Annotated in this window: 18 protein-coding genes and 1 pseudogene; 8 read left to right on the top strand and 11 right to left on the bottom strand. The window is 69.4% G+C overall.

Features of this window, described 5'->3' with window-relative positions:
- The first annotated feature begins 351 nt into the window (after positions 1-351).
- A complete protein-coding gene (locus F8S09_RS11420) occupies positions 352-897 on the top strand; it encodes a hypothetical protein (protein WP_152871631.1) in 546 nt (181 codons plus the stop codon).
- On the opposite strand, the gene F8S09_RS11415 is transcribed toward F8S09_RS11420, so the two are convergent.
- Positions 898-1,419, bottom strand: a complete 522-nt coding sequence (locus F8S09_RS11415; protein ID WP_152871630.1) for a DUF4388 domain-containing protein — start codon at positions 1,417-1,419, stop codon at positions 898-900.
- A 188-nt stretch (positions 1,420-1,607) separates the two neighbouring features.
- On the bottom strand, positions 1,608-2,747 hold the full coding sequence (locus F8S09_RS11410) for an NAD(P)/FAD-dependent oxidoreductase (protein WP_152871629.1): 1,140 nt from the start codon (positions 2,745-2,747) through the stop codon (positions 1,608-1,610).
- Positions 2,748-3,089: 342 nt separating this feature from the next.
- Between F8S09_RS11410 and F8S09_RS11405 the strand changes: the two genes are divergently transcribed.
- The 3 genes from F8S09_RS11405 (at position 3,090) to F8S09_RS11395 (ending at position 6,929) form a co-directional block, all read left to right on the top strand.
- On the top strand, positions 3,090-3,581 hold the full coding sequence (locus tag F8S09_RS11405) for a (2Fe-2S)-binding protein (RefSeq protein WP_322618764.1): 492 nt from the start codon (positions 3,090-3,092) through the stop codon (positions 3,579-3,581).
- A gap of 89 nt (positions 3,582-3,670) precedes the next feature.
- Positions 3,671-6,064: a xanthine dehydrogenase family protein molybdopterin-binding subunit gene (locus tag F8S09_RS11400; RefSeq protein ID WP_152871628.1), complete on the top strand. Its 2,394-nt coding sequence runs from the start codon at positions 3,671-3,673 to the stop codon at positions 6,062-6,064.
- Between the two features lie 73 nt (positions 6,065-6,137).
- Positions 6,138-6,929 (top strand): FAD binding domain-containing protein, encoded by a 792-nt coding sequence (locus F8S09_RS11395; protein WP_152871627.1) that lies wholly within the window; start codon positions 6,138-6,140, stop codon positions 6,927-6,929.
- Between the two features lie 78 nt (positions 6,930-7,007).
- Here the strand turns inward: F8S09_RS11395 and F8S09_RS11390 are convergent, their stop codons facing one another.
- A complete protein-coding gene (locus F8S09_RS11390; RefSeq protein ID WP_152871770.1) occupies positions 7,008-7,487 on the bottom strand; it encodes an FKBP-type peptidyl-prolyl cis-trans isomerase in 480 nt (159 codons plus the stop codon).
- Positions 7,488-7,529: 42 nt separating this feature from the next.
- Positions 7,530-7,997 (bottom strand): annotated as a pseudogene (locus tag F8S09_RS11385) (FKBP-type peptidyl-prolyl cis-trans isomerase); the annotation flags it as partial.
- A gap of 118 nt (positions 7,998-8,115) precedes the next feature.
- Between F8S09_RS11385 and F8S09_RS11380 the strand changes: the two are divergent.
- Positions 8,116-9,306, top strand: a complete 1,191-nt coding sequence (locus F8S09_RS11380; protein ID WP_152871626.1) for a molybdopterin molybdotransferase MoeA — start codon at positions 8,116-8,118, stop codon at positions 9,304-9,306.
- Between the two features lie 87 nt (positions 9,307-9,393).
- Here F8S09_RS11380 and F8S09_RS11375 read toward each other — a convergent pair whose 3' ends face one another.
- The 3 genes from F8S09_RS11375 to F8S09_RS11365 form a co-directional block, all read right to left on the bottom strand.
- Positions 9,394-9,822: a CoA-binding protein gene (locus tag F8S09_RS11375; protein ID WP_152871625.1), complete on the bottom strand. Its 429-nt coding sequence runs from the start codon at positions 9,820-9,822 to the stop codon at positions 9,394-9,396.
- Positions 9,819-11,159 carry a glutamate-1-semialdehyde 2,1-aminomutase gene (gene hemL / locus F8S09_RS11370; protein ID WP_152871624.1) on the bottom strand — a complete coding sequence of 447 codons (1,341 nt, stop codon included), beginning with the start codon at positions 11,157-11,159 and terminating at the stop codon, positions 9,819-9,821. Before hemL ends, F8S09_RS11375 begins: the two co-directional genes overlap by 4 nt.
- A gap of 112 nt (positions 11,160-11,271) precedes the next feature.
- Positions 11,272-11,934: a hypothetical protein gene (locus F8S09_RS11365; protein ID WP_322618789.1), complete on the bottom strand. Its 663-nt coding sequence runs from the start codon at positions 11,932-11,934 to the stop codon at positions 11,272-11,274.
- A 231-nt stretch (positions 11,935-12,165) separates the two neighbouring features.
- On the opposite strand from F8S09_RS11365, the gene F8S09_RS11360 reads away from it, so the two are divergent.
- The 3 genes from F8S09_RS11360 to F8S09_RS11350 all read left to right on the top strand — a co-directional run bounded on the left by F8S09_RS11360 (position 12,166) and on the right by F8S09_RS11350 (position 15,199).
- The gene (locus tag F8S09_RS11360; RefSeq protein ID WP_152871622.1) at positions 12,166-13,545 is read left to right on the top strand and encodes an alpha/beta hydrolase family protein; all 1,380 of its coding nucleotides are present in this window, start codon (positions 12,166-12,168) and stop codon (positions 13,543-13,545) included.
- A gap of 124 nt (positions 13,546-13,669) precedes the next feature.
- Positions 13,670-14,440 (top strand): transporter substrate-binding domain-containing protein, encoded by a 771-nt coding sequence (locus F8S09_RS11355; protein ID WP_152871621.1) that lies wholly within the window; start codon positions 13,670-13,672, stop codon positions 14,438-14,440.
- Between the two features lie 78 nt (positions 14,441-14,518).
- Positions 14,519-15,199, top strand: coding sequence for an amino acid ABC transporter permease (locus F8S09_RS11350; protein ID WP_152871620.1), 681 nt, complete (start codon positions 14,519-14,521; stop codon positions 15,197-15,199).
- On the opposite strand, the gene F8S09_RS11345 is transcribed toward F8S09_RS11350, so the two are convergent.
- The 4 genes from F8S09_RS11345 to F8S09_RS11330 are packed head-to-tail and all read right to left on the bottom strand — an operon-like array spanning position 15,178 to position 17,397.
- Complete coding sequence (locus F8S09_RS11345; protein ID WP_322618763.1) at positions 15,178-15,822, bottom strand: thiamine diphosphokinase; 645 nt, start codon at positions 15,820-15,822, stop codon at positions 15,178-15,180. The genes F8S09_RS11350 and F8S09_RS11345 overlap by 22 nt on opposite strands.
- Positions 15,819-16,793: an ABC transporter ATP-binding protein gene (locus tag F8S09_RS11340; protein WP_152871619.1), complete on the bottom strand. Its 975-nt coding sequence runs from the start codon at positions 16,791-16,793 to the stop codon at positions 15,819-15,821. The genes F8S09_RS11345 and F8S09_RS11340 overlap by 4 nt, the downstream gene beginning before the upstream one ends.
- A complete protein-coding gene (locus F8S09_RS11335; RefSeq protein ID WP_322618762.1) occupies positions 16,790-17,137 on the bottom strand; it encodes a type II toxin-antitoxin system PemK/MazF family toxin in 348 nt (115 codons plus the stop codon). The genes F8S09_RS11340 and F8S09_RS11335 overlap by 4 nt, the downstream gene beginning before the upstream one ends.
- Positions 17,134-17,397 (bottom strand): AbrB/MazE/SpoVT family DNA-binding domain-containing protein, encoded by a 264-nt coding sequence (locus tag F8S09_RS11330; RefSeq protein WP_152871617.1) that lies wholly within the window; start codon positions 17,395-17,397, stop codon positions 17,134-17,136. Before F8S09_RS11330 ends, F8S09_RS11335 begins: the two co-directional genes overlap by 4 nt.
- Positions 17,398-17,423 lie beyond the last annotated feature (26 nt).

Below are 17,423 nucleotides of genomic sequence, written 5' to 3'. Positions count from 1 at the left end.
CTCGGCCTCTGTTCAGGTGCCTTTCTTCCCCCACGCTCGCGGGCGACTTTCCCCGGTGCGCCTTTCCCGCTGGGGCTTTCAGCCACGGCCCCGGCTCTCTGTGGGTGCGCTCCTGCCGGGTACTCCTCCCGGTCACTGCTCCGGGAGTCTAGAACATTTGCCAAACAGATGCAGTCTGTTTGGCCGAGCGAAGCGAGTGAATGTGAGTGAACAGGGCGGAGAACGGAGCGGGTGGCGGTGCTCTCCCGACGCACGCGGAGTTCGGAGAACTGTTCTAGGGCGCGGGCGGGCGGGTTGCAATCCGCCTCCTGGCGAATGGTGGGTGCGACGTGGGGCCGTCACCCTGGGGCAATGCCGACTCTAAGCGAGTTCACCCTCTACCACCGGGCCGTGCGGGACGTGCGCGGCGACAGGTTGCTGCCGCTGAATGCCTTGCGGGACGCCCACCCCGACATTTATGCCCGCGAGGCTGCCAAGTACGCGGGTCGTAAGCAACTGGCCGCCGAACGGGTCCTCCCCCTGGACTGCGGCTGGGGCGACGTGCTGTTCTTCTCGCCGGTTCATCCTGGCCCATTGCTGAACGCAGCACGGGAGGCGGGCCGCGAGGTGCCTCCCCTCCGCTTCTGGACCCTGCGGGCGGACGCGCTCAATCCGGCGCGGGCGTGCGTGAAGCGGGTTCGGCCCTGGCCAGGAGGACGGTACACACCGCCCGTCCTAGAGGACTACGCGCCCTACGACGCTCCCACGTTGGCGCGGGTCAGCGAGCCGTCTGCCACGACCCTGCAACGGCTGCGGTCCCTCCCGCCGCAAGCCCCGCTGATCCTGTGGTCGGACGTGCCCCACGTGCTCTACCGGGGCACGGTGCCGCTCTCCGCGCTGGGAGAGGTCCGGGCCTAGTTAGGCGACTTCCACCAGCCCCGCCGTCACGAAGGGGTGAATGGTTTCCAGAGCGCTTCGGGGCGGAAGTCCGCAGCGGTCGAGCATGGTTCGCAGCGGCAACCCCTCGGGCACGAGGCTGAGGGCCATGTACTGCGAACGGGTCACGGGCTGGGCCTCGGTCCAGCGGGCGGTGAAGCGCAGCGGGCGGCTCCAGTCAGGGAAGACGTGCAGCAGCGGCCCCCAGGCGTCCGACTCCTCAATGAGTCGGCGCAGGGCCGCCTCGCGCCGCAGCGAGAGCGTGCGCTCGGCGGCGGGTACGTCGGGGGCGAAGGTGAATTGCCCGCCGTCCAGCGTGCTCAGGACCTGCAGGGCACCCTCACCGGTCAGCCCCCCGGAGCGGGCGTGAACCAGCTCGCCCGGCTCGACCCACACTTCGCCGCCCCGTGCGTGCGCCACGCTCAGCCGCCCCCGGCGACCGCTCGACAGCAACATCTGCATCACGGGCAGGAACGGAAAGACCGCCAGATCACCGCGCACCATGAGGGGCAGTGTAGGGGAGGCACTCATGCAGAGGTCTGACAGCGGGGAAGCCCTCACCCCGCTGCCGCGTAGTGCCCCTCTCCCAGAGCTAGACGGGTTGGAGAATCTTTCTTGCAACGCAAGAGGAGGCCCCCCGTAGGTAGCCCCCTCGACTTCTTGACGTTTTTGACCGCTCGACCCCCTGGGGGTCAGTCGATGCTGGCCCGCCAGCGCCACTCGCTGGCCTTTTTCATCACGTGGGCGATCCCGCCCGTGATGGCGAGCTTCTGGTTCCAGGGCAGCTTCATCCAGCCGACCGCCATCAGGCCGCCGAGGGACACGAACTCGCCCAGGGTGCTGGGTTCGTAGGCCTCCAGCTCCTCGCCGCGCACCAGGCGCAGGATGTTCTTGCCCGTCAGGCGACCCTGCTGCCCGGCGTGCTGCGCGGTGGTGGGCACTGGCTTACCTTCCTGGTTCAGGGCGAGGCCCATGTCCCCGACCACGAACACGTCGGGGTAGTTCTTGGCCCGCAGGAACTCGTCCACGGCGATGCGCCCGCCGGGACCCTTCTCCAGCCGCTCACCCTTGACGATGTCGCGGGCCTGGATGCCGCCGGTCCAGATGATCTTGCCCGCCTCGATGACCTTCTGCTCGCCGTCTGCCGTCTGCACGGTCACGCTGCCCTCGGTCGCCTGGGTGATGCGGTGGCCGACCAGAATCTCGATGCCGTAGTCGCGCAGCACGCGCTCGGCCTTCTGGCGCAGGGCCTCGTCGAGGATAGGCAGGATCTTGGGTCCGGCCTCCACGAGGTAGATGCGGAAGGGAGGCAGGCCCCGCGCCTTGGAGAGCACCTCGGCCCGCTGCGCCAGCTCGGTGACCAGCTCGACGCCGGTCAGGCCCGCGCCGCCCACCACGATGTCGCGGTTGCCCTCGTACTCGCCCGAGTAGACCTGATTGACGAAGCCGTAGATCTCGTCGGCGTCGCTGAGCTGCTTGAGTTCGGAGGCGTGCTCGGCCAGCCCCGGAATCCGGTAGAAGTTGGTGACCGACCCCAGGCCCACGACCAGCGTGTCGTAGGTCAGCACGCGGCCGTCCTTGAGGGTGACCTCGCGGGCGTCAATGTCCACGCCCTCGACCGAGGCCTGCTCGAACCCCACGCCCGTGCCGCGCAGCAGCGGCTCGATGGGCAGGGTCACGCGGGTGTTGTGGGCAGCGGCCTCATGCAGCCGGGTCTCAAAGGTATGAAAGGGGTTTTGTTCGACCAGCAGGGCTTCGAGGCCCGGCATGGGCTTGAGTTTGGTGGCCACCGCGAGGCCCGCGTAGCCAGCACCGAGGATCAGGGTCTTCATGCACACTCTCCAGTGAAGGAATTCACGAGTTGGCTCCGGGGCGGTGGAGCGTCCCACAAAAAGCCGCCGGGGGGTCTGCCCCGGTCGTGACAACAGCGTACAGCTTACACCAACCCGGTCTGTCACCGGGAACACCAGGTCTAGGGGATTTCTCCAGGGCGGGGCCGGGTCGGGGGGACGCCAGGCGGCATCCCGGCGTATGGGGCCAGCGTTCATGCTTGAATGGGGAGGTACACACAACCCGGTTGCTGCTTGCCCCGCCCGCTCACCCCCCACCCGGAGGTCGACCATGCAGGAGCGCTCCCCGTCCTTTCCTCTTCCCGCCCGCGCCGGGAGGCGGCCGTGAACGTCACCGTGACGGTCAACGGCAAGGCCCACACCCGCGACGTGGAACCCCGCACCCTGCTGGTGCATTTCCTGCGTGAGAACCTGGGCCTGACCGGCACCCACGTTGGCTGCGACACCAGCCAGTGCGGGGCCTGCACGGTCCACCTGAACGGCGAGGCGGTCAAAAGCTGCACGGTCCTCGCGGTGCAGGCGGGCGGCATGGAGGTTACGACCATCGAGGGCATCGGCACCGCCGCCGACCTCCACCCCCTCCAGGCAGGCTTTTGGGAGAAACACGGCCTCCAGTGCGGCTTTTGCACGCCCGGCATGATCATGAGCGCCGCCGAACTCCTGCGCCACGACCCCGACCCCAGCGAGGCCACGATTCGCCACCACCTCGAAGGCAACTACTGCCGCTGCACCGGCTATCACAACATCGTCCTCGCCGTGCAGCACGCGGCGGCGGCGATGCGGGAGCGGGAGGCGGGGCAGGCGGCGGATGACTGAGATGGGTCTAGAGGTCGAGCAGTCGAGAACCGCTTATTTCCTCGGCCCCTCGACTCCCGACCTCTCGACGCCGAACAAAGGGAGGCACAATGACCGACCGAACCGAGAAGTACATGGGCCAGGCCCTCAAGCGCAAGGAGGACCCGCGCTTTATCACCGGGGCGGGGCAGTACACCGACGACTTCGTGCTGCCGGGGATGCTGCACGCGGCGATGGTCCGCAGTCCCTACGCGCACGCCCGGATCACCGGGATTGACAAGAGCAGCGTGGAGGAGATGCCCGGCGTGGTCGCCGTCCTGACCGGCGAGGACGTGGCGGCGGCGGGCGCGGGGCCGATCCCGGTGGGCTGGCTGCTGCCCGACCTCAAGGTGCCCCCGCACCACGCGGTCGCGCAGGGCGAGGTCAACCACGTCGGGGACATCGTGGCCGTCGTGGTGGCCGAGACGCGGGCGCAGGCTGAGGACGCGGCGGCCCTGCTCGCGGTGGACTATGACGCCCTGCCCTCGGTGGCGCTGGGGAGCGCGGCCCTGGAGGAGGGTGCCCCGCAGGTCCACGACGACGTGCCCGGCAACGTGGCCTTCCGCTGGGAAATCGGGGACGAGGCGGCCCTGAACGAGGCCTTCAACCGGGCACACAAGACGGTGAAGGTGAAGCTGCGGAACCACCGCCTGGTGCCCAACGCGATTGAGCCGCGAGCGTCGCTGGCGCAGTTCTCGCCCGCGAGCGGCGAATACCTGCTGTACACGACCTCGCAGAATCCACATATCCACCGCCTGATCCTGGCCGCCTTCGTGCTAAACATCCCCGAGCATAAGCTGCGGGTCATCAGCCCGGACGTGGGCGGGGGCTTCGGCTCCAAGATTTTCCAGTATCAGGAGGAAGTGGTCGTGCTGCTCGCCGCCCGGCTGCTGGGCAAGCCGATCAAGTGGGCTGCCCGCCGCTCCGAGAGCTTCGTCTCCGACATGCAGGGCCGCGACCACGAATCGGAAGCCGAACTCGCCGTGGACGCGGACGGGCGGATGCTGGGATTGCGGGTGAACACGGTCGCCAACCTCGGCGCGTACCTCACCCTGTTCGCTCCCGCCGTGCCGACCTACCTGTATGGCACGCTGCTCAACGGCGTGTACAAGTTCCCAGCCGTTCACGCCAAGGTGACGGGCGTGGTCACCAACACCGTGCCCGTAGACGCCTACCGGGGCGCGGGCCGCCCGGAGGCCACCTACCTGATCGAGCGCACGGTGGACGTGATGGCGCACGAGCTGGGCATGGACCCGGCCGAGTTCCGCCGCATCAATTTCATCCAGCCCGACGAGTTCCCGTACCAGACGCCGGTCGCGCTCGTCTACGACTCCGGGAACTACGAACCCGCGCTCGACATGGCGCTGGACATGATGAAGTACCGCGAGCTCCGCGCCGAGCAGGAGCGGATGAAGGGCACGAACAAGATTCTGGGCGTCGGCGTGATCTCGTACCTCGAAGCGTGCGGGCTGGCGCCGTCCGCGCTCGTCGGTCAACTCGGGGCGCAGGCGGGGCAGTGGGAAAGCTCGCTGGTGCGCGTCCACCCCACCGGCAAGGTCGAGCTCTACACCGGCTCGCACAGCCACGGGCAGGGCCACGAGACGGCCTTCCCGCAGATCGCCGCCGACGAACTCCAGATTCCCATCGAGGACATCGACCTCATCCACGGCGACACGGGCCGGATGCCCTACGGCTGGGGCACCTACGGCTCACGCAGCGCGGCGGTGGGCGGCAGCGCGCTGAAGATGGCCCTCCAGAAGATCACCGCCAAGGCGAAAAAGATCGCCGCGCACCTTCTCGAAGCCTCGGAGGAGGACATCGAGCACGAGGGCGGCGTCTTCCGGGTGAGGGGCGCTCCGGGGCAGCAGAAGACCTTCTTCGACGTGGCGCTGATGGCCCACCTCGCCCACAGCCTGCCCGACGGCATGGAGCCGGGGCTGGAGGCGACCGCCTTCTACGACCCCAAGAACTTCGTGTACCCCTTCGGGACGCACGTGGCGGTCGTGGAGATCGACACCGATACGGGTGTGGTCAAGCTGCGCGACTACGGCTGCGTGGACGACTGCGGCCCGCTCATCAACCCGCTGATTGCCGAAGGGCAGGTCCACGGCGGCATCGCGCAGGGGGCGGGGCAGGCCCTCTGGGAGGACGCCGCCTACGACGAGGAGGGCAACTTCCTGGCCGGGACCTTCATGGAATACGCCGTGCCCCGCGCCGACGACCTGCCGAACTTCCAGACCGACCACACCGTCACCCCCAGCCCGCACAACCCCCTGGGGGTCAAGGGCATCGGGGAGGCGGGCACCATCGCCAGCACCGCCGCCGTCGCCAACGCCGTGATGGACGCCCTGTGGCACGAGTGCCGCATCGCGCATCTGGACATGCCCTATACCTCCGAGAAGGTCTGGCGGGCGATCCGCGAGGCCCGGCAGGGAGCGGGGATGGGGCAGGCGGCGGACGACTGAGATGAGTCGAGAGGTCAGGAAGTCGGGGAGGTAAGCGGTTCCCGACCTCTCGACGCCGAGCACAAGGAGGCCTATGTACCCCGTCAACTTTGACTACCACCGCGCCAGCAGCGTGCAGGAAGCCCTGACGATGATGGCCGAGAATCCCGACCTCAAGGTGATCGCGGGGGGGCACTCGCTGCTGCCCGCCATGCGGCTGCGGCTGGCGCAACCGCCCGCCCTGCTCGATGTGTTCGGGCTGGAGGAACTGCGCGGCATCCGGCGCGAGGGCGGCACCTTCGTGGTCGGCGCGATGACCACCCACGCGCAGGTGCTGCGCTCGGAGCTGCCCCTCTTTCCCGAGGTCGCCCACGAGGTCGGGGACCCGATGGTCCGCAACCGGGGCACCCTCGGCGGCTCGCTCGCGCACGCCGATCCCAGCGCGGACTACCCGGCGGCGGCCCTGGCCCTCGGCGTGGAGTTCGTGATTCGGGGTATGGGAGGCGAGCGCGTGGTCCCCGCCGACGAGATGTTTGTGGGCATGTTCGAGAGCGCCGTGCAGCCCGGCGAACTGCTGACCCACGTCCGCATCCCGGCGACTGTGCGGGCCAGTGCCTACGAGAAGTTCAAACACCCGGCGAGCCACTACGCGATTGCGGGGGTGGCGGTCGTCAGGCACGCGGACGGACAGATTCGCGCCGCCTACACCGGAGCGGGGGAGAAGGCCGAGCGCCTGACCCTCCTCGAAGAACGCCTGAACGCGGGCCAGCCCGCCGGGGAGGGATTGGTGGACGCCGCGAACCTGCTGGGCGACCGCTTTGCCAGCCCCGAGTACCGGGCGCATCTGGTGGACGTGCTGGCGGGGCGGGCGGCGGCGAGGGTGTAGGAGCGGACAGCTTTCAGCTCCCAGCACAAAAAGAAACGCTCCAGCTTCAGGCCGGAGCGTTCTTTGACGGCTGAAAGCTTACTCCTCGTCGTGCATGCCCGGCGTATGCGCGTGTCCGTGCTCCAGTTCCTCGGAGGTGGCGTCGCGCACGGCCTTGACCGTCACGTCGAAGTCCAGCACCTTGCCCGCGAGGGGCGCGTTGAAGTCCACCTGCACAGTGTCCCCATCGACAGCGAGGACGGTGAAGGGCAGCACGGAGCCGTCTTCGGCCTGCGCGTAGTAGGTCGCGCCGACCTCGATGTCATCCTCGAAGTCCTCGCGGTCGAGGGTTTCGACGTTGTCCTCGTCGCGGGCGCCGTAGCCGTCTTCGGGCTGCACGGTCACGTGAAGGCTGTCGCCGGAGCGCTTGCCTTCCAGCGCCCGCTCCAGGCCGGGAATGATGTTGTTGTGGCCGTGCAGGTAGGTCAGCGGCTCGCCGCCCTCGCTGGCGTCGACGACCTCGCCGTCCACCTTGAGCACGTAATCAATCTCGACGACCTTATCCTGGGTAATGTTCATGGGAGTCTCCGTTTCGTTGGTGGGGGACGGTTCAGCGCTGCCGTACATCCCTGGCGTGTGGACGTGCCCGTGCTCCAGTTCCTCGGCGGTGGCGTCGCGCACGGCCTTGACCGTCACGTCGAAGTCCAGCACCTTGCCCGCGAGGGGCGCGTTGAAGTCCACCTGCACAGTGTCCCCATCGACAGCGAGGATGGTGAAGGGCAGTACAGAGCCGTCTTCCGCCTGAGCATAGTAGGTTGCGCCGACTTCGATGTTGTCATCGAAATCTGCGCGAGAGAGGGTCTCGACGTTTTCGTCGTCGCGGGTGCCGTAGCCGTCCTCGGGCTGCACCGTGACGCGCATGCTGTCACCCGGACGTTTGCCTTCTAGGGCGCGTTCCAGGCCAGGAATGACGTTGCCATGCCCATGCAGGTAGTTGAGCGGCTCATTGGGTTCGCTGGCGTCGACAACCTCACCATCGACCCTGAGCACGTAGTCAATCTCGACAACCTTGTCCTGAGTGATGTGCATTCGGCGAGTCTCCGTTTCACGAATCGGCGGCCTTGAGCGTGGCCTCTACAAAGGGACTGACCCCCGGAGTCTACCCTGTCGCTCCGGCTTTGCTTGCCCGCCGCCCTATGCTGCCCCCATGACCCGCCCGACCTTTCCCATGCACGTCGGTGTGGCCGAGGCGCGGCAGAGCCTCGCGGCCCTGCTCCCCGACCCCGGCACCGAGCCAGTTCCCCTGGCCGGGGCGCGGGGTCGGACCCTCGCGGCCGACCTCGCCGCCCGCGTCAGCCACCCCAGCGCGACCGAGAGTGCGCTGGACGGCATCGCCGCGCGGGAGGCCGACACGATAGGGGCCAGCTCGGACACACCCACACGGCTGCGGGTGATGGGCGAGAGCCGCGCGGGGCTGCCCTTCGCGGGCACGGTGGGGCCAGGCGAGTGCGTCCGCATCTACACCGGGGCGCCGCTACCGCCCGGCGCGGACGCGATCTGTCCGGTCGAGCAACTGGCGGAGGATGGCCCCGACCACGTCCTCCTGCGCCGCCCGGCCCTCTCCGCCGACGTGCGGCCCGAGGGGGGCGACTTCCGGGCGGGCGAGGTGGTCCTGCGGGCCGGAACCCTCCTGACGCCCCCCCGCGTCGCGCTTGCGGCAGCGCTGGGGCACGCCGAGGTGCCCGTGCGCCGCCGCCTGCGCGTGGCCCTGCTGTCCACCGGGGACGAGGTGCGCGAGCCGGGAGAGGCCCTCCTGCCCGGCCAGGTCTACGACAGCAACCGCTACGGCCTCACGGCCCTGCTGGAGGAGTGCGGCTGCGAGGTCCTGAACCTCGGCCACGCCCCCGACAGCCCCGACGCGCTGGCGGGGTCCCTCGCGGCGGCGGGCGGCGCGGACCTGCTGCTCACCAGCGGGGGCGTCAGCATGGGCCGGTATGACTTCATGCGCGATCTGTTGTTGGGGCGCGGCGAGGTGGCCTTCTGGAAAATCCGGATGCGGCCGGGTGGTCCTGCCCTTCTGGGACGCTGGGAGGGCCTGCCGGTCTTCGGGCTGCCCGGCAATCCGGTGAGCAGCCTCGTCGTGTTTGGGGTGATCGTGCGGCCTGTGCTGACCGGACAACCTCTGCGGACGCTGCGGCTGCGGGCGGGGACCGCCTTTGGGGGGCTGCCCGACAAGACGGCCTTCTGGCGCGGCGTCGTGTCGGGCGGCGAGGTCCGCGATTACGGGCAGCAGGGCAGCGGGGTGCTGCGCTCGCTGGGCGAGGCGGACGTGCTGGTGGTCATCCCGGAGGGGCCGGGTGTCCGGGTGGGGGAGGAGGTGGAGGTGGTGTGGGTCTGAGTCGCCAGTGACCGGTCGCCAGTCGCCAGGGCAGTCCGGCCAAAGCTCCCGCTCCAGCGTTTCTCCTGGTGACTGGCGACTGGCGACTCAAAGCAGCGCCCGGTGATCCGCCAGCATGCAGCGGTCCTGAATCACGTCTATGCCGCGCCCCGTCAGTGCCCGCGCCGTGCGGTCGTCGCGGATGCCGAGTTGCAGCCACACCACGCGGGGGAGGGGCTGCATGGCGAGGATGTCGTCGAGATGCTGCCCCACCTTGTCGCTGCGGCGAAAAATCTCCACCACGTCCACCGGGGTGCCGATCTGGGCGAGGGTGGCGACCGCCTTTTGCCCGAAGTAGCTCTCGCCCCGCGCCGCGAGCGCCGGGTTGACCGGAATGACCGTGTAGCCCTGGCGGTGCAGGTACTCGGGGACATAGTGGGCGGGTTTCATCGGATCGGGGTGAAAGCCCACCACGGCGACCACCTTGTTTTCCTGCAAGACGCGAATCACGTCGGGGGTGCTTTCCAGCAGGGTCATGCGGCTCCTCCCAGCCCGGCGTAGGCGGCGCGGGCGGCGTCCAGCGTGGCGTTCAGGTCGTGGTCGGTGTGCGCCCCACTCACGAAGATGCTCTCGAACTGCGAGGGCGCCCAGTAGATGCCCCGGCCCAGCATGTGCTGGAACCACCCGGCAAAGGCCGCCGTGTCGCTGCGGGCCGCGTCCGCATAGGTGCGGATGGACCCGTCGGGCGCGTCCTGATGAAAGGCGGTGAGCATCGAGCCGATGTGGTTCACGCTGAGGATCACGCCCGCCTCCCGCGCCGCCGAGCGCAGGCCGTCCGCTAGGGTGCCCGTGTACGCCTCCAGCCGCCCGTAGAGGCCGGGGTCGCCCTCCAAGATCTCCAAGGTGGCGAGGCCCGCCGCCATCGCCAGCGGATTGCCGCTGAGCGTTCCGGCCTGGTACACCGGCCCCTGGGGCGATACAAAGTCCATCACGTCGGCCCGCCCGCCGTAGGCCCCCACCGGCAGCCCACCGCCGATGATCTTGCCCCAGCAGGTGAGGTCGGGAGTCAAGCCCAGCAGCCCGGTCGCGCCTTTCAGGCTGAGGCGAAAGCCCGTCATCACCTCGTCTGCGATCAGGAGAACGCCGTGCTCGCGTACCCGGTGCAGCGCGGCCAGAAACTCGGGCGTGGGAATCAGCACCCCGGCATTGCCCACCACCGGCTCGAAGATGACGGCGGCGACCTCGTGGCCGCGCTCGGCCATCAGGGTGTCCAGCGCCGCCGGGTCGTTGTACTCGCTCACCAGCGTGAGGGCCGCGTACTCCTGGGGCACGCCCGCACTGCTGGGGGCCGCCTGTCCCAGGGCGCCCGCCGCGTTCGTCATCAGGCCGCTTCCGGCCTCCACCAGCAGGCCGTCGGCATGGCCGTGGTAGTTGCCTCGGAACTTGAGGATGTATTTCCGGCCCGTGAACCCCCGCGCCAGTCGCAGGGCGCTCATGGTGGCCTCGGTGCCGCTGTTCACGAAGCGCACGCGGTCCACCCCGGTGATGCGGGTGACGGTTTCCGCCAGTTGCACCTCGCGCTCATTCGGTGCCCCGAAGGACGTGCCGCCCGTGAGCGCCGAGGCGATGGCTTCCCGCACGGCGGGGTGGTCGTGCCCCAGGATCATTGGCCCCCACGAGCCGATGTAGTCGAGGTAGCGGGTGCCGTCCGCGTCCGTGAGATGGGCGCCGTGGGCCTCCCGGATAAAGCGGGGGGTGCCGCCCACGCTTCTGAATGCCCGCACCGGGCTGTTCACGCCGCCGGGCGTCACGGCGCGGGCGCGGGCAAACAGCGCCTCCGACCGGGCGGTGGAAGGAAGGGACTCGGTGGTCATGGGCCTACCTTACGGGGTGTGGGGAAGGCCCGTCAGTAATCCGGGCTGAGCCTGCCAACAGAAAAGGTGCCCCAGCCGTGGCCAGGGCATCTCTGTCCGTGCGGAGCGACGTTTATAGCCCCAGCAACCCCAGCGCCGCCGTCTGCGTCAGCTCGGCGCGGTACGGCGCGACCAGGGCGCGTTCCTCCGGGGTGGCCGTCTGCACGGCGGTGCCCAGGTCGGGCAGACGGCCCGAGCGCAGGGCCTCGGCGGCCTGAGCGAAATCGATGTCGGGCACGCCCAGCGCCCGGTTCACCGCACCGCGAATCTGGGCGTAGCGCTCGGGGGTCAGGCCCTCGCGGGTCAGGGCCTGGGCCTGGGCGGTGCGGGCCGCGCCCACGCTGCCGCTGACCTGCCCCAGCACCTGCGCCAGCGTCAGGATGTTGGGCGACTGCCCCTGCTGGATATCGGTCCAGACCTGCTGAAGCTGCGTGAAGCTGTCGCCCAGCGCCGCCTGCACGTCGCGGCGTACCGCCAGGAAGCGCTGCACGTCCTGCGCGGTCAGCGGCGCTCCCGCCGGGGGTGCGGGCTGGGCTGCCCCCCCCTCCTGCGGGGGCGTGGTCGCCGTGCCGTTCGGCCCCGGCAGGGTGGGCACGTCGATGCCCGTCCCGTCCGTGGAGGAGGGCGGCGTCTGCGTCTGGGTGGTGGTGGTCCCTGCCCCCTGCCACGACTCCAGAAAGGTGCGGGCGGGTTGGATCACCAGGAACCACGCGAGTGCGCCCAGCACCACCAGCACGAGCAAACCGCCGCCCCCACACCCCAGGCAGCCACATCCGGGTCCACGTCTCGTCATATGTTCACCATACGGGCGAGGCGGGCGGGTGGTTCCCGGCCCAGGTGGCCCGCTTCCGCATTGACAGCGCCCCGGCGGGTGCCCTTAACTGGGGGGGCTTCTCTTCACAATCCGTTCGCCTCTCCCCGGTACCCCGCGTGGTCGCCGGACGGCTCCCCCTTTCTCGGAGGTTCTATGACGCTCTTCCGTTCCCCTGTGCCCGCATTCCTCGCCGCCAGCCTCCTGCTGGGCAGTTGCACCCAGATTCGGCCTCCCGCCGAAGTTCCTGCCCAGGCAGGCCGCACCTTCAAGGTCGTCCCGCCGACCCTCGCCCCCGTGGCGGGCGCCACCCTCTACCAGGGCAGCTACGCCGGGCTGCGCGGCGACGCCGCCTACCAGATCGAGGTTCCGGCGAACTGGAACGGCACCCTGGTCATGTACGCGCACGGCTACCGGGGCGAGGGCGAGAACCTCACCGTGGAGCCGCCGCCGCTGCGTCCCTACCTGCTGTCTCAGGGGTACGCCTGGGCCGCGAGCAGCTACTCGGCCAACTACTACGACGTGCAGGCCGGGGTGGAGGACACCAACGCCCTCGCGCTGGCCTTCGAGCGCCTGACCGGGGGCAAGCACGCCAAACCGAGCAAGTACCTGATCATGGGCGTTTCGATGGGCGGCCACATCGCCGGGGCCGCCGTGGAAAAGGAGACGCTGGCGACGGCCAAGAGCCGGGTCAACTACGCCGCCGCCCTCCCGCTGTGCGGGGTGATGGACGAGGCGTACCAGTTCGAGTGGCTGGGCGACTACACCCTCGCCGCCGCGCAACTCGCCGGGCTGGGGCCGCGCACCTTTCCCCAGAGCAATTACCAGGAGCTGCTGCCCGCGATCAAACAGGCGCTGTTCACCGAGACCGAGGGGCCGACCTGGACCGAGAACGAGGGCCAGGGCGCCCGGTTGCGCGAGATCGCCCGCCGCCTGACCGGCGGGGACCGTCCCGTCTTCGAGCAGGGTTTCCGTCTCGCCGGGACGCAGAACGCGGTGTTCAGCACGGGCGGAGCGGACGGCACCGTGAACGGCATCCTGACCCGCAACCTCTACGGCAACGAGGGCCGGGTCTACCGCTGGACGAGCGCCGCCGACCCCACCGCCGCCGAGAAGACCTTCAACGACGTGATCCTGCGTGTGCGGGCCGATCCCGCCGCGAACGCCGCCCGGCCCGGTGGCCTGCGCTGGCTGCCCGCCGTGAACGGGGAATTCAGCGTGCCCGTGCTGACCCTGCACACGCTGGGCGACTTCTACGTGCCCTTCCGGCACCAGCAGCTCTACCGCCAGGCGGCACAGGCGAATGGCAACGGCGACCGCCTCGTGCAGCGGGCGATCCGCGCAGGGGGCCACTGCGAGTTTGACGGGGCCGAACTGGTGGAGGCGTTCAACGACCTCGTGACCTGGGAGCGCACGGGGGTCAGGCCTGCCGGGGACGACGTGCTCACGGCCGCGACGGTTGCCAGTCCCACCTACGGCTGCCGCTTTACCCGCAAGACCCGTGCGGGTGTGGAGGCGTGCCCGGCAACGCCATGATTCTCAGGCGCTGACCTGTAGTCCCTCGTACCAACTTAAGAAACCCTTCTCGGCAATCGGAGGGCAGACGGGGTAGCGTGGGTCCCGTTTGCCCTCTTTCACGTTCCAGGGTCAGGAGAATCCCATGTTGAAATCCCGTCTGCTGCTGCTGTCCACCCTCGCGCTTACCGTTTCTTCGGTGGCGCACGCCGAACTGGCCGATGTCCGCAAGCGCGGCGAACTGCGCGTCGTGATGAGCGGCGAGTACCCGCCCTTCTCGCAGCCCGCCCCCGACGGTTCGCTGACCGGCTTCGACGCCGACGTGGCCCGCGAGATCGCCAAGCGCCTCGGCGTCCGCGCCCGGCTGATCAAGGCCGAGTTCCCCTCCATCATCGCGGGGTTGCAGGCCGGGCAGTTCGACCTCGCCGTCGCCTCCCAGAGCAAGACCCCCGAGCGCGAGCGGGCGGTGGACTTCCTGAGCCGCCCATACTACTACGACGGCCTGCAACTGGTCGTGCCCGCCAACTCGTCGGCGCGGACCCTCGCGGGCCTCAACGGGCGGCCCGTCGCGGTGGCGCAAGGCACCGTGTTCGAGAAGTTCCTGCGAGACCGCAAGTACACCAACGTCGCGACTTACAGCGGCGAGCAGGAGATTTTCCTGGCGCTGAACGCGGGCCGCGCCGCCGGGATGATCACCACCCGCACGGTGGGCAGCGTCGCCATCAAGAACGGGCTGAAGCTCCGGCTGGCGGGACCGGTGCTGCAACAGGACAACCCCTATATCACCCTGGGCAAGAACCAGCCGCAGCTCAAGGCCGCCGTGGAAAAGGCGATGGCCTCCATGCGGGCCGACGGCACTCTCAAGCGTCTGAGCCTGAAGTACCTCGGCTCGGACATCACGGTGCCCGCCAAGTAACCCCAGGAAGCCGGAAGTGGGCCGTGCGGATCAGCCGTGCGGCCCCTTCTTCTGGCTCCGCAGGCAAGGAGGTTTTTCATGCTGTCCACCCTCTCCACGGTCTTCACGCCCGACGCCCTGGCCGCCCTGTGGCGCGGCGCCCAGCTCACGCTGTCTCTCACGGTCCTGTCCAGCATCTTCGGGCTGATCCTGGGCCTGATCGCCGGACTGGGTCGGATGTCGCGCCTCGCGCCGGTGCGGCTGCTGGCGGGCGCCTACATCGAAACCTTCCGGGGCACGCCGCTGCTGGTGCAGCTCTTTTTCCTCTTCTTCGCGCTGCCGCAGATCACGGGGGTCTCTCTGCCCGCCTTCAACACGGCGGTGCTGGGCCTGAGCCTCTTTGCCGGGGCCTACGCCGCCGAGATTATTCGGGGCAGCCTGAACGCCGTGGACCGGGGCCAGACCGAGGCGGCGCGTGCGCTGGGCCTGAAGCCCTGGGACATTCTGCGGCTGGTCCTGATTCCGCAGGCGGCCCGCACCGCCGTGCCTGCGCTGGGCAATCAGTTTATCGGTCTGCTGAAAGATTCCAGCCTCGCCAGCGTGATCACGGTGTCCGAGTTGCTGCTGACCACCCGTGGGTTGGTGTCCATCACCTACCAGCCGGTGCCGCTGTACCTCGCGGTCGCGCTGATCTACTTCCTGCTGTCGAACGTGGCGGCGCGGCTGTTTGCCCTGCTGGAGCGCCGCCTGAACCGGCCTTACCGGGCGAGCGCGGTCTGACCCTCCCGACGGTGCAGCGCCGTCACCAGCCCCAGGCCCGCCTCCAGGCTGGCCCGGACCTCGCCGCCCAGCGCCTCGTTGCTGACGGTCCAACCACTGCCCAGCGGCACGTCGGCGCCCGTGAGCGGCCAGCGCACCCCGGTCAGGGTCAGGCCGTGGAGGTCGCTTAGAGCGAGCACGCTCAGGGTGGCACCGGGAGGAAGTTCGAGGCTCAGGACTTGTCCCGGCACCAGCGGATGCCCGCTCTCGTCGCCGCTGTGGAGAGTGACCCTCAGCCCTTCCCGCGCCAGCCGCACCGCACCCAGCGCTAGCGCCGCCGCATGGTCGAAGCGGCCCCCGAAGGCGCCCAGAAAGACCAGTTCGGTCGCGCCCCTGTCCCGCGCCACCTGCACGGCGAGTTCGGCATCCGTCTCGTCCTTCGCGGCGGGGTGAATCTCGCGGGGGGCATTCAGCTCCAGGTCCCCGGAGGAATCAAAGTCGCCCACCCACACGTCGACCCGGACTCCCAGGGTCGCCGCGTGCCGTGCCCCCCCGTCCGCCGCCACCACGAGGTCAGGGTGGGGAAGCGCGGCCAGGGCAGGCGTGGGCACCAGCCGTCCGCCGACGAGAATCCAGGCGGTCACGCGCCCTCCCGGTCGTCGGGCAGGGTCAAGACCCGCCCCTCGTCCACGCTCAGCCTGAGCCGTCCTTCATCAATGCCCCCCGCCTCCCGAGGGCTGAGGTGCAGGGTGAGGGTGCCGAGGGGATGCACGACCGTGACCTCGGTCCCGGTATCGGTGGGTTGATAGGCGGTGACGGGGAGGGGGTTACCCTTGCCCAGCCGCACCGCGCCTTCCGGGACCAGCCGCGCCAGGCCGCCGGGGGCAGTCAGCACGTTCGTGTGCCCCAGGAAGGCCGCCACCCACGCGGTCGCGGGCCGGGCAAAGACTTCGGCGGCCCCGCCCACCTGCACCAGCCGCCCGGCCCGCATCACCGCCACTCGTGCGGCCAGCGCCAACGCCTCCCGCTGGTCATGCGTGACGAGTAAGACGCCTGCGCCGACCTGCCCGAACAGTGCTCGCAGATCGGAGCGTAGCCGCGCCCGGAGTTGCTCGTCCAGATTGCTCAGGGGCTCGTCGAGCAGCAGCAAGGGCGAGCCGGTCGCCACCGCCCGTGCCAGGGCCACCCGCTGTGCCTGTCCGCCGGAGAGTTGCGCGGGGGTGCGCCCAGTCAAGGCCTCCAGGCCCACGAGCGCCAGGGCTTCCCGCGCCCGCCCCTCGGCCTGCGCCCGCCGCGCTCCGCGCATCCGGGGGCCGTAGGTGACGTTTCCCAGGACGCTCAGATGCGGAAAGAGCGCATAGTCTTGAAAGACCAGCCCAACGTGCCGCGCCTCCGGGGGCAGGGGGGTCACGTCCCGTCCGCCGATCTCGACCCGGCCCGCGTCAGGGCGTTCCAGCCCAGCCACACACCTCAAGACGGTGCTCTTGCCGCAGCCGCTCGGCCCCAGCAGCGCGACCGTCTCGCCCGCGCCGACGGTCAGCGAGACGTCCTCGGCGGCGACGGTGGAGCCGTAGCGCTTGGAGAGGTGGTGGAGGGCGAGGGCGGGAGAACTCATTGCAAGAGGATGACGGCCAGACGTTGCAGAGCCGCCGTCAGAATCTCGGCGGGAACCGTCTCGATGACCTGAACGTCCCGCGCCCGCCAGTCCATCGTGTAAACGTGAGAGGCCAGCACGACTCCACGGATGCTCAGAGTCTCCGGGAGCGCGATCTCCGAGGTGTAGCCCTTGGCGCGTGAGGTCACGGGCATGCAGATCATCAGCCCGGTGCGCTCGTTGTAACGGGTGTTGCTGACCACCAGAGCCGGGCGGCGGCCTCCCTGCTCGTGGCCCAGGCTGGGGTCGAAGGTGACCCAGATAAGTTGCCCCCGCTCTGGGTCACTCTGCTCCGGGCCACTCACCAGTCCAGTTCCCGGCCCACCGGCCTGTACTCGGGGATGTCCTCGTACTTCAGAGGTCCTTCCGGCAACCCGGCCAGCAGTTCGTCGATGCTCAGGTCGGGCCGCCAGACGGGGCGTTCGACCGGCAGGAGGTGGAACCCACCGTTCGCGGCCACCGTCAGTTCATACTCCTGCCCCGCTTCCAGCGCCTCCTCGCGGACCACACTGGCGGGCACCACGAAGCCCAGGCTGTTGCCGTGTTTGCCAAGTTTCACGCGCATTTCGCACCTCCGTTTGACAGTGTATG

This window comes from Deinococcus terrestris, assembly GCF_009377345.1.
In the GTDB taxonomy this organism is placed as follows: domain Bacteria; phylum Deinococcota; class Deinococci; order Deinococcales; family Deinococcaceae; genus Deinococcus; species Deinococcus terrestris.
Note: the sequence above shows the minus strand (reverse complement) of the source record. Positions and strands in the feature narration are given on the sequence as shown.